The sequence below is a fragment of the Eudoraea sp. genome, assembly GCF_039969275.1.
Lineage (GTDB): Bacteria > Bacteroidota > Bacteroidia > Flavobacteriales > Flavobacteriaceae > Eudoraea.
This window is the reverse complement of record NZ_JBDVOC010000007.1, coordinates 305925-322023: the sequence shown is the minus strand read 5'-3', so window position 1 is coordinate 322023 and position 16099 is coordinate 305925. Positions and strand designations below refer to the sequence as shown.

13 protein-coding genes are annotated in these 16099 nt (G+C 37.1%); 8 read left to right on the top strand and 5 right to left on the bottom strand.

From position 1 onward, the window contains the following. Nucleotides 1–29 precede the first annotated feature (29 nt). From ABJH90_RS06005 to ABJH90_RS05970, 8 genes are all read left to right on the top strand, one after another. Nucleotides 30–1001: a hypothetical protein gene (locus ABJH90_RS06005; RefSeq protein WP_348137531.1), complete on the top strand. Its 972-nt coding sequence runs from the start codon at nucleotides 30–32 to the stop codon at nucleotides 999–1001. A gap of 140 nt (nucleotides 1002–1141) precedes the next feature. Continuing rightward, the gene (locus ABJH90_RS06000) at nucleotides 1142–2245 is read left to right on the top strand and encodes an adenylate/guanylate cyclase domain-containing protein (protein WP_348137529.1); all 1104 of its coding nucleotides are present in this window, start codon (nucleotides 1142–1144) and stop codon (nucleotides 2243–2245) included. Between the two features lie 282 nt (nucleotides 2246–2527). Beyond that, the gene (locus ABJH90_RS05995) at nucleotides 2528–3826 is read left to right on the top strand and encodes an MFS transporter (protein WP_348137527.1); all 1299 of its coding nucleotides are present in this window, start codon (nucleotides 2528–2530) and stop codon (nucleotides 3824–3826) included. A gap of 305 nt (nucleotides 3827–4131) precedes the next feature. After that, complete coding sequence (locus tag ABJH90_RS05990; protein WP_348137525.1) at nucleotides 4132–5352, top strand: acyltransferase family protein; 1221 nt, start codon at nucleotides 4132–4134, stop codon at nucleotides 5350–5352. Between the two features lie 679 nt (nucleotides 5353–6031). After that, nucleotides 6032–6814, top strand: coding sequence for a helix-turn-helix domain-containing protein (locus ABJH90_RS05985; RefSeq protein ID WP_348137523.1), 783 nt, complete (start codon nucleotides 6032–6034; stop codon nucleotides 6812–6814). 123 nt (nucleotides 6815–6937) lie between these two features. Continuing rightward, nucleotides 6938–8125 carry an acyltransferase family protein gene (locus ABJH90_RS05980; protein ID WP_348137521.1) on the top strand — a complete coding sequence of 396 codons (1188 nt, stop codon included), beginning with the start codon at nucleotides 6938–6940 and terminating at the stop codon, nucleotides 8123–8125. Between the two features lie 32 nt (nucleotides 8126–8157). Next, complete coding sequence (locus ABJH90_RS05975; RefSeq protein ID WP_348137519.1) at nucleotides 8158–8859, top strand: DUF6090 family protein; 702 nt, start codon at nucleotides 8158–8160, stop codon at nucleotides 8857–8859. A 284-nt stretch (nucleotides 8860–9143) separates the two neighbouring features. Then, on the top strand, nucleotides 9144–11318 hold the full coding sequence (locus ABJH90_RS05970; RefSeq protein WP_348137517.1) for a DUF5916 domain-containing protein: 2175 nt from the start codon (nucleotides 9144–9146) through the stop codon (nucleotides 11316–11318). A gap of 81 nt (nucleotides 11319–11399) precedes the next feature. Here the strand turns inward: ABJH90_RS05970 and ABJH90_RS05965 are convergent, their stop codons facing one another. From ABJH90_RS05965 to ABJH90_RS05945, 5 genes are all read right to left on the bottom strand, one after another. Beyond that, nucleotides 11400–12695, bottom strand: coding sequence for a TRAP transporter large permease (locus ABJH90_RS05965; protein WP_348137515.1), 1296 nt, complete (start codon nucleotides 12693–12695; stop codon nucleotides 11400–11402). 5 nt (nucleotides 12696–12700) lie between these two features. Further along, entirely contained in the window at nucleotides 12701–13159 is a 459-nt protein-coding gene (locus ABJH90_RS05960; protein WP_348137513.1) for a TRAP transporter small permease, read from the bottom strand. 1 nt (nucleotide 13160) lies between these two features. Next, complete coding sequence (locus ABJH90_RS05955; protein ID WP_348137511.1) at nucleotides 13161–14138, bottom strand: TRAP transporter substrate-binding protein; 978 nt, start codon at nucleotides 14136–14138, stop codon at nucleotides 13161–13163. A gap of 287 nt (nucleotides 14139–14425) precedes the next feature. Further along, a complete protein-coding gene (locus ABJH90_RS05950; RefSeq protein WP_348137509.1) occupies nucleotides 14426–14554 on the bottom strand; it encodes a hypothetical protein in 129 nt (42 codons plus the stop codon). A 141-nt stretch (nucleotides 14555–14695) separates the two neighbouring features. After that, nucleotides 14696–16048: a sugar porter family MFS transporter gene (locus ABJH90_RS05945; RefSeq protein WP_348137507.1), complete on the bottom strand. Its 1353-nt coding sequence runs from the start codon at nucleotides 16046–16048 to the stop codon at nucleotides 14696–14698. Nucleotides 16049–16099 lie beyond the last annotated feature (51 nt).

Sequence of the window (16099 nt, the reverse complement as noted above, 5' to 3'; positions counted from 1 at the left end):
TTCAAGAATATTAATTTAAATAAATAAAAATGACAACAACAACTTCTATAACACTAGTTATGGACAAATTTAAATTGAAAAATTTTTATATTGGCCTATTTTTTATAGTTGCTCTATTTTTACCATCAAGTATTTTTGCTCAGGAAAAAGAACAGGATTCTGTAAAAATATCTCAGGAGCTATTAGATGATTACAAAGAATTAAAAAAAGCAGCTAAACAGGAGAAAATACAAGAAAATGTAGAGAAAGATGGAACAGGTAATGATCCGCGGGCATTTACGGATAAATGGATGCCCTTTTACCGCTTTCAGGAATTAGAAAATGGATTGACCCAGCAAGACGTGACAGCGTTTGGTACTATCGCTTTCAGTGATAACATCGGCGTGTTCTTTGAATTGCCGGTCGCCCAGTACCGTGATTTCAGCGAGATATCAGGATTGCCCCAAGACGCTCCTGCTAGCGCCATAGGTATGGGTGACGTGAGTCTTAAGTTTCTGGCCAGACTAAAACCTTTGGATTTTTCGTATGGTAAACCAGGGGAAATGAACAAAAAAACTGGTGCCATAATGTTAGGTACAGATTTCGTTTTACCAACGGCAACTAGTCCTTTGTTAGCTGGAAATTCATTTAAGTTAGCACCGATATTGGGGGTTGTGATAGATACACCTATGCATGGATTTTTCGCCATGCTAAACCTCTATTACTTTGATGTTTACAGAACAGATGCTGCCCCAACAACCTCTTTGTATGTGGGTCGTTGGTTTTATATGCAGCCTTTGACCCCTCCTGGTAAATGGTGGGGCTTGTTCTTTTTAATGCCTGAATATCAACCAATTTATAATTTCGAAACAAAAGATTTTTCTTCCTGGCTAGGTGTAGAACTTGGAAAGATTATTACTGAGGGCAATGTAGCCTATATTAAACCAGGATGGGGTTTGGGTAACTCAGAGTCTACTGACCGTAAAACTACTATAGAGATTGGGTGGAGGTATTTTTTCTAATTAAAACAGCATAAATTTATTATTTAAAAGGTGAGGGGTTATAATAAGTTTTATTGAACCGATTATAGTGTGATATAGAGGGTCAATTAAGCTCTATTGAAAGCATTTTTGTTATTCCAACAAATTATAGAAACTGAATTATGAAACTACCTGTTAATTTATCGTTGAAGTCCCGTATCCGACTCATAAATATATTATTGTCGATTGTGGTCTGGGTAGCAGCTTTAAATTTACTTGTATTCTTAAGGTTTACTGGCAATCCTACCTCTGTTAACCCTGTTAATACCGCTGTTCCAATAGATATTTCAGCATTATATCTGAATGTTACACGGGGCGGGATTATTTTGGGCATTGTATTAGGCCTCTTAGAATTGATTTTTGAACGGAGGATGTTCAAAATAATGTCTTATGGCCGCATCATCCTTGTAAAAAGTGTTTTCTATATATTTATTTTTGTATTAACTGCATTTCTAACAAACTTCATTTCATTCACAATTTATCATGGCAGTATAGATTTTGACCAATGGACAAAAAACTCTGCATTGGTGTCATGGCAAGTACCGCTTGTTTATATTTCGCTGGTCTGTATCCTAATTAATTCTTTCAAAGAGATCAATTTAAAATTTGGTCCGGGAAATTTGTTTAAATTGTTGTTAGGAAGATTTCACAAGCCAAAGAGAGATCGTCGTATCTTCATGTTTCTAGATCTCAGATCATCTACTAGCATTGCAGAGAAGTTAGGACATATAAAAATTAGCCGCTTGCTACAGGATTGTTTTACTGATTTATCTGTTGTCCGGAATTACAAAGCTGAAATCTATCAATATGTGGGAGATGAAGTGATTTTGTCCTGGTCGATATCCCATGGTCTAGAAAATCTGAATTGTATAAAGGCATATTTCAATTTTCAGAATTTACTGGAAAGCAGGAGTGATTTTTACAAGAAGAAATATGGACTTGTTCCTTTTTTTAAAGCTGGGTTGAACGTGGGTGACGTTACCATAGCTGAGGTCGGACAAATAAAACGGGAGATAGCATTCCACGGTGATACTCTCAATACTGCATCAAGGATCGAGGGAATGTGTAATGAATACGAGAAAGGCCTGCTTTTATCTCAGACACTAAAAAAATTGATAGAGGAAAGAACAGAACTTAAATTTCACATGGTAGGAGAAGTTCTGCTTAGAGGTAAAAGCAAACCTTTAAAAATTTATAGTATTGATGAAATTGATTTGAATGTGTAATCTATTATAAATATTGAAAATAGTTCAAAATGAAATAAAAAGTCAAGAACATAATTTTAACAAGCCAAGCTGTTGATCCACTATTGGGTAATGAGATTAAAAGTGGGCAACTATTTAATTCGCACTGTCATCTCTGCCTTTACAAAACAAAATAGCTTCTCGTTTTAAGAGAAGCTATTTTGTTTTAGGAATATTTTAAACACAAAAGTTATCTTGCAAGTTTTTACAAAAGATTTATAACATTGTTGTGAAGCTGATTGTAATTCAATTTAAAACCAAAGGATGCAAAAAACCATGAAGGAGCTTATTGACGGACAGTCACTGTCGAAATTACAATACGCGACCTTTTTTGTATGCTTTGTTATGAATATTTTGGACGGGATGGATGTCATGGTTATTTCCTATTGTGCATCCGCAATTGCAAAATCCTGGCAGGTGGGCCCGGAGGAGTTGGGTATTGTTTTCAGTTCGGGACTTGCAGGGATGATGATTGGGGCGATGTTTTTGGCACCTTTTGCCGATAAGATCGGAAGAAAGAAAATGATACTGATCAGTGCTTTTTTGATGGGTGCCAGTATGCTCATGACTGCCTGGTCACAAAATGTTTCCGAATTGATATTGTTGCGTTTTTTAAGCGGTATAGGCATAGGAAGCATGTTAGCAAGTACGGCGGCACTGACCGCAGAGTATGCCCCCGACGGTAAAAGGGATTTTTGGGTCAGTTTTGTTTTGTCGGGCTATCCTGTAGGAGCCGTATTAACGGGCATAGTATCGGCAAGTTTAGTGCCGGCTTATGGATGGCCTATTATGTTCAAACTAGCCGGACTAGCCTCCTTTATCTGCTTGCCACTTATCTATTTTTTACTGGCGGAATCGATTTACTTTTATATAAAAAAACAACCCAAAGGAGCATTGCTCAGCGCAAATACAATTTTGAGTAAACTGGGACATGAGGCATTGGAAAGACTCCCAAAACGGGAGGTAAAATCTTCAGGTATTCCAGTGAACAAGCTACTCAACAAAGAGTACAGGATACCTACATACCAGTTATGGACGGCCTTATTCATGGCATTTGGATGTTTGTACTTTCTAATAAGTTGGATACCAAAACTTGCAGAGGCTACAGGTCTTTCAATGTCATTGGCAATCTATGCCGGTACGGTTTTCAATGTGGGGGCCTTTTTTGGGATCATTATCCAGGGCTATTTTTCCTCACGAACAGGATTAAAGAGGACAGTGGCTGTTTTTTTGGTGGTAACAGGCATTTTGATGGCTACTTTTAAATTGTTTAGTGACTCCAGTGCCTTGCTCTTTGTAATTGGTTTACTCGGTTTTACGCTGCAAGGTGGTTTTGTGGGATTGTATGCAGTTGCTGCAAGGATGTATCCCACGGAATTCAGGACCACCGGGCTGGGTTGGGCTATAGGCATTGGCAGACTCGGCGCTGTGATTGGGCCGGCTCTGGGTGGTGTCCTTATAGGAATGGGGCTTTCGATGGCGGAGAATTTTTTGATTTTTTCCATACCGGCCATAATTGCGGGAGTGATAACTTTTTACTTAGCTTCAACAAAACTATCCTGAAGAAGAACTTTCCCAATATGTTTATAGGATTAAAGAAGCCCGGCTAATTCTAAGAACGAACTTAGGTAAAAAATTGACGATTGAAGAATAGCAGAAAGGGTGGGCCAGAATTCCAAATCGGCATTTAATACCGCTTTTAATAAAATTACCGCTCAGACACTCTCTGTGTTTAAGGATTCGTAACTATCTGATAATCAAGTATGTTTTGCATGTGCCTATAAGGACGAACACCGTACTTATAGGGAGATTCTTTGTACGGTGTGCTGTATGCATAGATTTGTTTCATAATTAAAAAGTGAATTATTATGAATACACAGATCAAATCAGTTAACGAAAGAAAACATTATATAGATTGGCTCAGAGTTCTAGCTTTTGGCTTGCTCTTTCTCTTTCATTCATGGAGACCTTTCGATCATTTTCCGTGGCACATAAAAAATGAGGAGCAAAATTTTATTTTTGACATGCTCACTATGTTTACCCATGGATGGCGCATGTTCCTTATTTTTTTAGTGTCCGGAGCTGGTACCTGGTTCGCGATGCGATCACGTAAGGATGCCTTCGTCAAAGATAGAATCAAACGATTAATCATTCCTTTTCTATTTGGAATCTTACTTATTATACCTCCTCAGCGGTTTTATGAATGGATTATGTTCCGTGATTTTACAGGCAGCTTTCTTGATTTTCTGACTTTATATCCTTTCCAACAGCTTGATGCCAATATGGGTAGTAGTCTGTTGTTATGGTTTGGTCATCTGGGAACTCATATATGGTACTTACCGTTTTTATTTGTGATGACAGTGTTTGCGCTTCCATTGCTTAAAAAAATTCAAAACAAACGGTTCGACTTCTCTGGGTTAAAAAATGTTATGAAAAGTAATTATGGGGTATTCATTTTAGTGTTGCCAATGATTCTTGTCCGGGTCATATTAAAGCTCATTTATCCCGAATACACAGATTGGGCAGATTTCTTCGTGTATTTATTCCCTTTTTTATATGGTTTCCTTTTTATGAGCGACCCTGAATTTATTAATATAATAAAGAAAAAAATGTATCTTTTTCTTGTTGTGGGGCTAGTAAGTTCAACTTACTTTTTATATACAGGTTCACAAAACCCTGAAAATGTCCAAGAATATTTACACCCAAGTTTTTCTTTATATCACATTCAGATAAGTATTGTATCTATGCTAATTGCTTATAGCTGGATTTTATTCTTTTTAGGTTTTTTTGCAAGTAAATTTAATTTCAAGCATTCCGTGCTTATACCTGCTAATATAAGTATCCTGCCTGTTTATATACTGCATCAAACCCTCATTATCGTATTTGGTTTTTACATCGTTGGCCTGGAAGTGAATCTGTATTTAAAATTCCTGATTATCACGGTTACTGCCATTCCAGCAGCTTTATTATTATATAAGATTATACAAACCAATAATATTTTACGATTTCTATTTGGCTTGAAAATAAAACAAAAGAAACAGCCTGTTCATGCTATACAAGACAAGAATGTGATTGCATTGGATAAGTAGGACTTAACTAAAAGTAAGATTAGTATTAATTCTCAAAATAAATCAAATGGCTAATGCAAATATTTTAAAGACAGGTAACGAATTGGCGTTATTATCAATGTCTTTTTCTTTAATATAATCATGCTTTTCAGGCCAGTCCGGGTCTGTACATATTATGTCTTATGTATTTATTCGTTTATATGGATAAATAATAACATCATATATACCATAAAAATACTTTCACTGGGGATTGATTATTTCACTCCAGTTTTTTGGAAACTCTCCTTTTTTGTGGGCTACTGAATTATTTCTACATTTGGATAGTATGCAGGAAATACCCCTTCACATTGATTTTATAGCCCTAATTGTTCTAATAGGTTCATTTCTAAGTATTTTCACTTCGTACTTTCTAATTAAAAAGTCGTGGAATCGGCACTTACCAAATCTCTTCATGGGTTTTTTTATGCTTGCAATTGGGCTATCTATGTTGGAGGGATGGTTGAATTATACAGGCTATATATTCAAGATGCTATGGTTGACCAATTTTTCAGAACCAACTAATTTTATAATTGCTCCCCTAATCTTTTTGTTTGTAGCATCTCAATTTAAAGATTTCAATAAAAGGAACTATTGGTGGCATTTTCTCCCCTTTTTATTTTGGTTGGGATATTGTTTCTTCTTTTTCATTCAATCGGACGTGATGAAATACAATTCGACTATTGATGTAATGCAATTGGATTATCCAATGATCAAAAGCAGTGGCAAAATTTATGATGATCCCCTGGGCATTAGGCCCTTCATAAACATAATGACGGGAATATCTTTTGTAATCTATAATATTCTGATTTTGAGGTTAGTTTTTATAAAGTCAAGATCCTTAGGGCAGACCATCTTCAATACTACAAATCAGACATTAAAAACCATACGAAATTCTATCTACCATTTCGTCATAATAATTATCATTTTTATAGCCGTAAAATTGATCTTTAAAAATGATGTTGGGGATTATTTTATCTATTTGTATATATCATTTATGGTTTTCGTCACCGTTGCCCAAATCATGAATAAATCTGATTATTACAATGAAGTATCTACCTTTTTGGAAGTCCCAAGTTTAAAATACAAAAAGTCCTCCCTGGATGAGGCAGAAAAAAATGTCATTCTCAACCATATTGTTGCCCAAATGGAAAATGAAAAATATTTTGTGAAAAGTACTGCCTCTTTGTCCGGTTTGGCAAGGACCATTAATGAATCCCCCCATCATGTTTCCCAGGTCATCAATGAAAACCTTGGGCAATCTTTTTTTGAACTTATGGCCACCTACCGAGTGCGTGAAGCCCAGCAAATTTTAAAGACTAAATTGGGTAAAAAATTGACCATTGAGGAGGTGGCAGAACAAGTTGGCTATAACTCCAAATCGGCATTTAATACCGCCTTTAAGAAAATTACCTCTCAGACACCCTCTACGTTTAGGGATTCGTAACCACCTGATAATCAATTATATTTTATACGGGCCGATAAGGACGAACAACGTACTTATAGGGAGATTCTTTGTGAGGTGTGAAGTGTACATAGCTTTGTTTCATAAACAAACAGCAAAATCATTATGGACACAAAAATCAAATCAAAAAACGAGCGGAAATATTTTATAGACTGGCTGCGAATTGGCCTTATCATCAGTGTCTTCTTCTTTCATGTCGGTATGATTTTCAGGCCTGAGCAATGGCATGTAAACAGTGCCGAATCATTTCCATTTTTAGACCCCATTATGTGGTGGTTGCATCTTTGGAGAATGCCTTTACTGTTTTTAGTTTCCGGTGTGGGCACGTATTATGCTATTGGACATAGAACCAGCTGGCAATATGTGAAGGAACGTTTTAGAAGGCTATACATTCCTTTTACGTTCGGCTTTTTCACCTTGGTTCCGTTAATGGTCTATGTTGAGCGTATTGAGAACTACGGTTCATTTTTAGATTACTTACCACATATGTTTGATGGCGGACCATACCCTGTGGGGAATATTTCATGGCACCATCTGTGGTTCATTCTTTATCTGTTCATCATATCACTTTTGATCGCCCCGGTTTTAAACTATACCAAGAGTGGTCATTATAATATGGTAAGAGGAAGATTGATAGTGATCATTTCCAGAAAAATGGGTTTAAACTGGTTAATACCAATTATTATACTCTCGCAGCTGATCCTGAGACAATATTTTCCAAACAGCACACATGCACTGTATAATGACTGGGCTTATTTTACCTATTACCTGCTATTCTTTGTAAGTGGGTTTATGTTGTTCACCAGTGATAAAATAATTAATGCGCTTGCCAGGGACCGAAGGTTGTACTTATATCAAACCATTGTTTTTACCATGCTGCTCTTTGCTTTACCATCAATTTTTGGAGAATCTTCAATAGTCCAGGATTATTCTCGCGGCATAACTGAAATGGTAATTTCATTATCCTGTGGATTAACCGCCATAGGTTACTTCCGGGAATACTTCAATAAGGATCATAAACTTAGAAAAGTGCTGAATGAGGCAATTTATCCCTTCTATTTATTGCACCAACCAGCTTTAATTTTTGTTGGCTATGTTGTCCTGCAATGGGATATTACTTATGGAATGCAAGCAGTTTTAATAACAGCGCTCTCGCTTGTATTTATCCTTTCAAGCTATTTTATCATTAAGAAATTCAATTTTTTAAGAGTGGTGTTTGGGATGAAAAGAAAGAAAAAGATAGAACCCTCAAAAATTGTTAACTTAGAAAACACCATAGTTTTTAATAAATAAGCGTAATAAATTTAATTCTCAAGTTCAAAAAAATGAAACTATTTAAAACCCTTAGACAAAATAATATTAATAATGGAAACTTAAGGAGATATCTGCTTTATGCAATAGGCGAAATCCTTCTAGTAATGATTGGTATTAGTTTGGCGTTTCAAGTAAGTAATTGGGATGATAATAGGATTAGAAAGAACGCTGAAATAAGATTTTATGAAAATATTAAAGAACAAATAATAGATGATGAGGAACTAATTGCTGGCCAAAGACATTATAATAATCGTCATATGGTACAATATAAGTACGCCAATGAAATTATTGAAGCCAATGACCGAAGTAAATTAGATACACTCGGAATTATAGTTCGTAATCTTACTAATTATTCAGATTTTGATAAGGAAGGCAATATATACGAAACCATGGTGAATAGTGGACAAATTAAATTACTACATAATCATGAAATTGTTAATGGTATTAGAGAGTTGGAAGAATTGTATAATTATATGAATAGAATGGAAAACATTCATTACGATGCCATGATGCAACATTTAGTCTTAGCGTTAAATCCTGTTATTGCATTCGCTACCAACGAAATTAAAAAGCCTGATGCTGTTTTTACCTATGAATTTCAAAATCTTGTAGTAATGCTTATGCAAATTATGGAAGAAAAGGACGAAGTTTATACTAATACTTTATATGAAATTGAACGCGTGCTCAAATTAATTGATGAAGAATTGAAGTAGAAGATATTTTAGATATGATTACCATATGTACTTCTGGAATAGAAACTTCTTTATAGATTTTAGTTTCTGTTGAAATAGGAGGTCCACAGCGTTAATGTTCAGTGCTGACAAACTAGAGATTTGTCATATTTTGAAAACCAGGAGTGACCATTATTACTTAAAATCTCTTCTGGCAAAAAAAAGAAAAAACTTTATTTTTCTTCTGAGTTAATCCCCAAGGAATATATTTTCGCGAAAAATTCCAACGCAATAACTGTATCTTTAATTCAAATAATTTGCCGACAGTGTTTTTAGTTAAAAGGCCCTTCCTTTTTCTTGGATTATTATTGGTCTTCCATGCTTTGGCTCAAAGCCAGGTATCTGAAAGGCCTTCACTCCAGGCTGGAAGCTTGGCTGGTGAAATAATAATAGATGGAGTCCTAAATGAAGAGGATTGGCAAAATACTCCGGTTATGGATTCCTTCCTTACAACTGAACCGGTAGAAAGGGGCATGCCTTCTGCGCCAACCTTGGTGCGCGTTATTGCAACGGAAAAGGCTATTTTTATTGGGGTAGAATGTAAAGATCCTGATCCGGATAGGATTGTCAGGTTTTCCAAACTTAGAGATACAGATATATCCAATGAAGATCATATCAAAGTGGTGATTGATCCATTTTTGGACGGGCAGTCGGGCTATATTTTGGCGGTTAACGCTAATGCAGCTCGCTATGACGCGCTGGTATCCAACAGAGGAGAATCTGAAAATGAAGACTGGGATACCATTTGGGAAGCCCGCGTATCTATTGATGAAAATGGTTGGAATGCAGAGATACGACTGCCTATTCAAAGTATTTATTTTAAAAAGGGATTAACAGAATGGGGTTTTAATATTGAACGTCGTATACAAAGAAATCAGGAAACGATTCGCTGGGCAAATGTAGAGCGCGATCAGTTTTTTGGGCAGACAAGCAGGGCGGGTCTTTTAACTAATTTACCTGTTTTCAATTACGGTTGGGGTTTAAGTGTGAGGCCATCCTTAGTAAGTTCATTGAATAAAGAAGGTGCTGATGCGGCGACAATTTTTAAACTGGAACCAAGTCTGGACGCCAGTCAGAGGATAGGACCAAATGTATTGGCAACTGTAACCGTGAATACTGATTTTGCCGAAACAGAAGTAGATACAAGACAAACAAATCTGACACGCTTCCCTCTTTTTTTTCCGGAGAAACGAGCATTTTTTCTGGAAGGGTCAGATATATTTGAATTTGGTTTCGGTACAGGAAGCAATACGGTCCTGCCTTTCTTTAGCAGAAGAATAGGGCTTGTTGATAACGAACAAGTGCCCATAATTGCAGGAGCTAAGATTAATGGCAGGGTTGGAAATACAGCTTTTGGCGGCTTGGGAGTGCGAACTGATGCTTTTGATTCAGCAGGCTCATCCTATGATGCCACCACTATGGGTGTGATGCGCGTAAGGCAGAATGTTTTCAAGGAAAGTTCTGTGGGGCTTATAGCATCCGTAGGAGATCCTTTAGGCCGGGATGGCAGCTTCATGTCCGGGTTGGATTTTACCTATCAAACTACTCGATTTAAAGGAAATAAGAATTTAATTGCCGGTGCATGGGCATTGTATGCAGATCGGGAGGATTTAATGAATGACAGATCTGCCTTTGGTTTTAAAGTAGACTACCCAAATGACAAATGGGACTTGTCCTTAACGTATTCCCGCATAGGGGAAGACTTTGATCCCTCTCTTGGGTTTGTACCCCGACAGGGTGTTCATTATTCGAGATTAGGTACTGTATACGCTCCCAGGCCCAATTGGCCTTTAGTGAGGCAAATGTTTTATGAGGTTTTTGCCAGCTACGTAAAGAGCATTAACGGGGAATGGCAGTCCTATAGCTTATTTACGGCACCTGTTAACTGGCGATTGGAAAGTGGTGACCGAATAGAAATGAATGTAAGACCTGTGGGCGAGAATATCACTGAACCCTTTGAAATAGCTGATGGTGTTACTATCCCGGTAGATAAATACCACTTTATACGATACCGATTGGAAGCTCAATTTGCTGCTAAAAGACGCCTAAATGGTCAGGTAAGTTGGTGGTTTGGTTCTTTTTATGACGGGACGTTAGATGAATTGGAATTGGAATTGAACTGGAATCCGAGTTCATTGATGGGATTTGAATTCAGTGGAGTCCGGAATATTGGTCGATTGCCCTGGGGAGATTTTGATCAGACCCTGGTGGGTATGCGTGTACGGTTTAATGTTACCTCCGATCTGCAGTTAAATGCCTATGGTCAATATGATACAGATAGCAGGATTTTAGGGGTAAATGCTCGTATTCATTGGATATTTTCACCCCAGGGAGATATATTTTTAGTCTATAATCACAATACACTAGATGATATTACAGACCGATGGACGCTGCAAAATGAACAGATTGTATTAAAAGTGCGGTATACTTTCAGATTGTGATCACGAAAATATTCAAATTTAACTTTTAGCTGAGTTTTAAGAATGGGCTTTTTATTTTTGGAAACAGACTAATTCCTTCCACTACAAATCAAACAAACCTGGTAGCCAAAGGCTTAGTTGAGGTAAATAAGTGATCAGGAACAGCGCAATGATCATTACTACAAACAAGGGCAGGAGGGGTTTTATTACTTTTTCGATAGTGGTATTGGCGATTCCTACTCCAACAAATAATACAGATCCAACCGGGGGAGTACATAAACCAATACAGAGGTTTAAAATCATAATAATGCCAAAATGCACCGGATCTAGTCCCAGCTTCATCACTACTGGTAAAAATATTGGGGTAAAAATAAGGACAGCGGGAGTCATATCCATAAATATTCCAACGAACAGAAGCAGAAGGTTTATGATAAGTAATATTATAATCTTATTATCACTAATGCTCAATAAACCGGTACTGATGTCCTGAGGGATATTTTCAAAAGAAAGCGCCCATGACATGCTCATTGATGCACCTATCAATAACATTACAATGGCTGTTGTAGAAGATGAATCCAATAAAATTTGAGGAAGTTTCTCAAAAGTAATTTCCTTATAAATAAAACCAAGGACAACGCTGTAAAGCACTGCAATGGCCGATGCTTCCGTAGCTGTAAAAATCCCTGTTACGATGCCTCCTATAACCACTACCAACATAAATAAGCTGGGGACAGCATCAATAAATGTTTTTATTATATTCTTGAATGTACTTCGCTTTCCAACCTTGTACCCTTTTTTCCTTGCCCAAAAAGAAGCAACAAGCATTAGCAACAAACCTGTAAGTATTCCGGGAATATAGCCGGCTAAAAATAAGGCCGCGATAGATGCACCCCCACTAGCCAGGGAATATACTATCAGCACATTGCTGGGAGGAATTAGGAGTCCGGTGGTTGCAGAAGTAATATTTACAGCAGCACCAAATTCCCTTGAGTATCCGTCTTTTTCCATTTCAGGACCTAATATACTGCCCATGGCCGATGCCGATGCCATAGCAGAACCTGCAATAGCACCCATTAGCATGGCTGAAATGATGTTAATAAGAGCTAAGCCACCTGGTAGGGCCCCAACTAATGTTTTTGCAAAGGCAATCAACCTGTGAGCAATACCTCCTTTGTTCATTAACTCACCCGAGAGAATAAAAAACGGAATAGCCAGGAGCGCAAAACTGTCTAATCCTGTCCCAATGCGTTGAGAGACTGTTGTAAATGCAGGTAATGCAGGGATGCTCACCAACATTGTAAGCAACGCGGATATTGTTATACTCCACGCCACAGGAGTACCTATAGCCAGCAAGCATATAAAGCTGATAATCAAAACAAGTACAGGAATATATTCCATAGGATTTATTGATTTAAAATATCAGAGATCTTGTAATATATGATCAACAAGCCGCTTATAGGTATAATCATATATACTACAGCTAAAGGAACTTGTAATGCAGGGGAATATTGATCCAATACAAAGGTGACATAAACCAATCTGGAACCGCCTATAACTAATGCAAACAAGCAGAATAGAATAATTAAAATACGGACTATTAATTTTAATTTTTTTTGAGTCTTTGCACTTAAACGCGAGGGGAGTACATCTATGGCAACATGTTTATTTCGGCCCGAAACGTAGGCAGCTCCCAAAATCCCAATCCATATCATCAGGTACCTGGCCAGTTCATCGGTAAAGGAACTGGGCGCACCAAGGAAATATCTGCTAAATACCTGCCATAGAACATTAATAACCATTATACTCATTATGATTATTAACACCCTGGCCAAAACCTTGTCGATCTTATTCCTTAGTTCCATTTTATCGGGTTTCCTGAATCTCTTGTATTAATCTATAAAGTTCTTCATTCACTTTGTACTGTTCATAAATGCCCTTAATTTTTTCCGAAAATAGGGTTTTATCTGGTCTAATAATCTTAACACCGGCTTCCTGTACTGCGTCTAATGCTTCTTTCTCAGACTCCATCCATAATTTTCGCTGGTAACTTATAGAGTTTTCTACGGCTTGGGTTAGCCACTCCTTTTCTTCTGAAGAAAGTCTTTTCCATAAATGAGTGCCCGCAAGAAGTACATCGGGAAGCACAGTATGCTCATCCAGCGAATAGTATTTGCAAACTTCATAATGACGTGATAAATAAAAACTTGGGGGATTGTTTTCTGCACCATCCACGACTCCTTGTTGCAGAGAAGTGTACAATTCACCCCAGGATATAGGTGTTGGGGAGCCGCCTAAACTTGTTACCATATCTATTGCTGTAACACTTTCCATGACCCTTATTTTTAGTCCATCAAGGTCCTCAGGCGAATTTATAGGCCTGTCTTTTGTATAAAAACTTCTACTGCCCGCATCGTAATAGCCTAAACCTTTAAGCCAGTATTTCTCGCCATCTTCCAATAGTTGTCTCCCAACTGGTCCGTCCAAAACTTTAAATGCATGTTCCCTGTCTCTAAAAAGGAAAGGGAGCCCTAACACTTTCATTTTGGGAGCAAAATTTTCTAAAACGCCGACAGAAACTTTAGTCATATCAAGGCTTCCAATTTGTAATAATTCCAGACATTGACGCTCCGTTCCCAGTTGCTGACTGGGATAAATTTCAAGAATGAGTTTGCCGTCTGAAAGCTCATTTAGATCTACGCCCATTTTGACCATAGCTAAGTGAACAGAGTGGTTTACATCAAGGCCGTGGGCCAATTTGATGGTCCTGGTTTTCTCGAAATTTTTACAACCAAAAAGCCCTGAAATTATTAAAAGAAAATATACCAGCGTGCAAAAGCGCATTAAATCCCGTTTAAAGTTTCTATTTGCAATATACATAAGTAGACTGTTATAATCCGGAATATTAAATTAAGGAAGTGAATTGACAATAAGTTTTGTGGAAATATAGATTCCAAAAGGTTTTAAAGAAACTAATTTCACCAGGCTTATTATGAACACCACTTTTTAAACCTAAGGTCAGACAATGATTGATTGTATTTGAATTAATACAAAATGAGATAAGAAGTATAAATAAGTTATAAGATAAATATTAAAGGGTAAGATTGGGGAAATTTGGATTTGCGTCCTGTTTAAAAGAATCCCAGGCCTGCCAAAATAAGGGTAATTACAACGGCAGCCAGAATTAAGACCAAAACCACTACCATTATGCTAAGGAACCCGTTAAGGAGCTTTGTGCCAAAAGATAATTGATCTTCCATAATTCATATAATTTCCTACAATGTACATATTTATGACAATAAAATTACATTTGGTATGCCATATTTCGACTAAAAGTCAATCGGAATGGGCCTTTTTGAGATGTAATACCTGAATTTTCGGTAAAAGGTATTTTACTTTTTTCACGAATTTTTATCCGGACTTAACTTTTTTCCTAGTTCTTCAAGTGAAATTCCTTTGGTTTCAGGCATCATAAATAATACAAATAACAATTGTAGTACCATCATAAATGCAAAAAACAGAAAGATTGGCCATGGGTTGTCCTTAAAGATACCATCATTGGCATCGAGGAATATAGGAGTAAGCAAAGTGATTAAAGCCGCAAATATCCAATGTGTTCCGGTACCCCATGATTGCCCAAATGCTCTGACTTTATTTGGAAAGATCTCGGAAATAAAAACCCATATAACCGCACCTTGTCCAATGGCATGTGAGGCGATAAAAATGAGAATGAAGACAAGAAGAATTGTAGAACTGGCTCCACTGTAAAAACACCAGCCAACCATTGCGAGACTTATGATATAACCCACCGACCCTATTTTCATCAATTCTCTTCTTCCCACTTTATCAATTAATCGTATCCCTACAAGGGTAAAAATTAAATTGACAACTCCTATGGAAATAGAACTGAATAAAGATTCTCTGGCAGCCAAACCTGCTCTTTCTAAAATCTCCGGCGCGTAGTAAAGAACAAAATTAATTCCGGATAATTGGTTGAAGAACGCAAGTAAAAATGCGAGAATAAGTGGTTTTTTGTACTTGCTTGTAAATAACTTTTCTTTTTTTTCTGTAGGATTAAAAGAATTCTTTATTTCTTCGAGTTTTACCCGGGCATGTTCTTTGTTTGAAAGATATTCCAATACTTTTATTGCGCCCGCATCATCCTGTTTTTTTATCACTAACCAGCGCGGGCTGTTTGGTATCTTTAGAACCATTAAACTATATATTAAAGCAGGAATAGCCTCCACGCCAAGCATCCAACGCCAATCATTGGCCCCATCAAAACCTTTGAATAAATAATTGGAAATAAAAGCGATAAAAATTCCAAAGACAATATTAAATTGATATAAAGCTACCAACTGTCCCCGGTTTTTAGATGATGAAATCTCTGAAATATAAATTGGAGCAGCGACAGAGGAAGCGCCTACCCCCAGCCCACCAATAAATCTGAAGAATGAAAACATATAGGGATCAACAGCCAAAGCAGATCCCATGGCAGAGACAAAATATAAAACACCAATCCAGAATAAGGTCTTCTTTCGACCAAAAAGATCACACGGGATGCCTCCAAAAAGAGAACCTATTACCGTCCCCCATAAAGCCATAGACATTATAAAAGTACCATGGAACCATGGTGAAGTGTTCCACAATTCTTTAATTGGTAAATTGGCACCACTTATTACAACGGTATCAAAGCCAAATAAAAAACCCGCCAGCGCGGCGGTTAATGAAATTCTGAAAATCCTTTTGTCCATGGTTTGCTGGTTTTGGTAAATCTAGCAAAAAAAGGAAGAGAAAATAAATTT

What these genes read in the sequence shown, in the direction of transcription:
- ABJH90_RS05980 (WP_348137521.1), top strand. Translation starts at nt 6,938, where the DNA reads ATGGACACAAAAATCAAATCAAAAAACGAGCGGAAATATTTTATAGAC.
- ABJH90_RS05990 (WP_348137525.1), top strand. Translation starts at nt 4,132, where the DNA reads ATGAATACACAGATCAAATCAGTTAACGAAAGAAAACATTATATAGAT.
- ABJH90_RS05985 (WP_348137523.1), top strand. Translation starts at nt 6,032, where the DNA reads ATGAAATACAATTCGACTATTGATGTAATGCAATTGGATTATCCAATG.
- ABJH90_RS06005 (WP_348137531.1), top strand. Translation starts at nt 30, where the DNA reads ATGACAACAACAACTTCTATAACACTAGTTATGGACAAATTTAAATTG.
- ABJH90_RS05995 (WP_348137527.1), top strand. Translation starts at nt 2,528, where the DNA reads ATGCAAAAAACCATGAAGGAGCTTATTGACGGACAGTCACTGTCGAAA.
- ABJH90_RS05950 (WP_348137509.1), bottom strand. Translation starts at nt 14,554, where the DNA reads ATGGAAGATCAATTATCTTTTGGCACAAAGCTCCTTAACGGGTTCCTT.
- ABJH90_RS06000 (WP_348137529.1), top strand. Translation starts at nt 1,142, where the DNA reads ATGAAACTACCTGTTAATTTATCGTTGAAGTCCCGTATCCGACTCATA.
- ABJH90_RS05945 (WP_348137507.1), bottom strand. Translation starts at nt 16,048, where the DNA reads ATGGACAAAAGGATTTTCAGAATTTCATTAACCGCCGCGCTGGCGGGT.
- ABJH90_RS05960 (WP_348137513.1), bottom strand. Translation starts at nt 13,159, where the DNA reads ATGGAACTAAGGAATAAGATCGACAAGGTTTTGGCCAGGGTGTTAATA.
- ABJH90_RS05955 (WP_348137511.1), bottom strand. Translation starts at nt 14,138, where the DNA reads ATGCGCTTTTGCACGCTGGTATATTTTCTTTTAATAATTTCAGGGCTT.
- ABJH90_RS05965 (WP_348137515.1), bottom strand. Translation starts at nt 12,695, where the DNA reads ATGGAATATATTCCTGTACTTGTTTTGATTATCAGCTTTATATGCTTG.
- ABJH90_RS05975 (WP_348137519.1), top strand. Translation starts at nt 8,158, where the DNA reads ATGAAACTATTTAAAACCCTTAGACAAAATAATATTAATAATGGAAAC.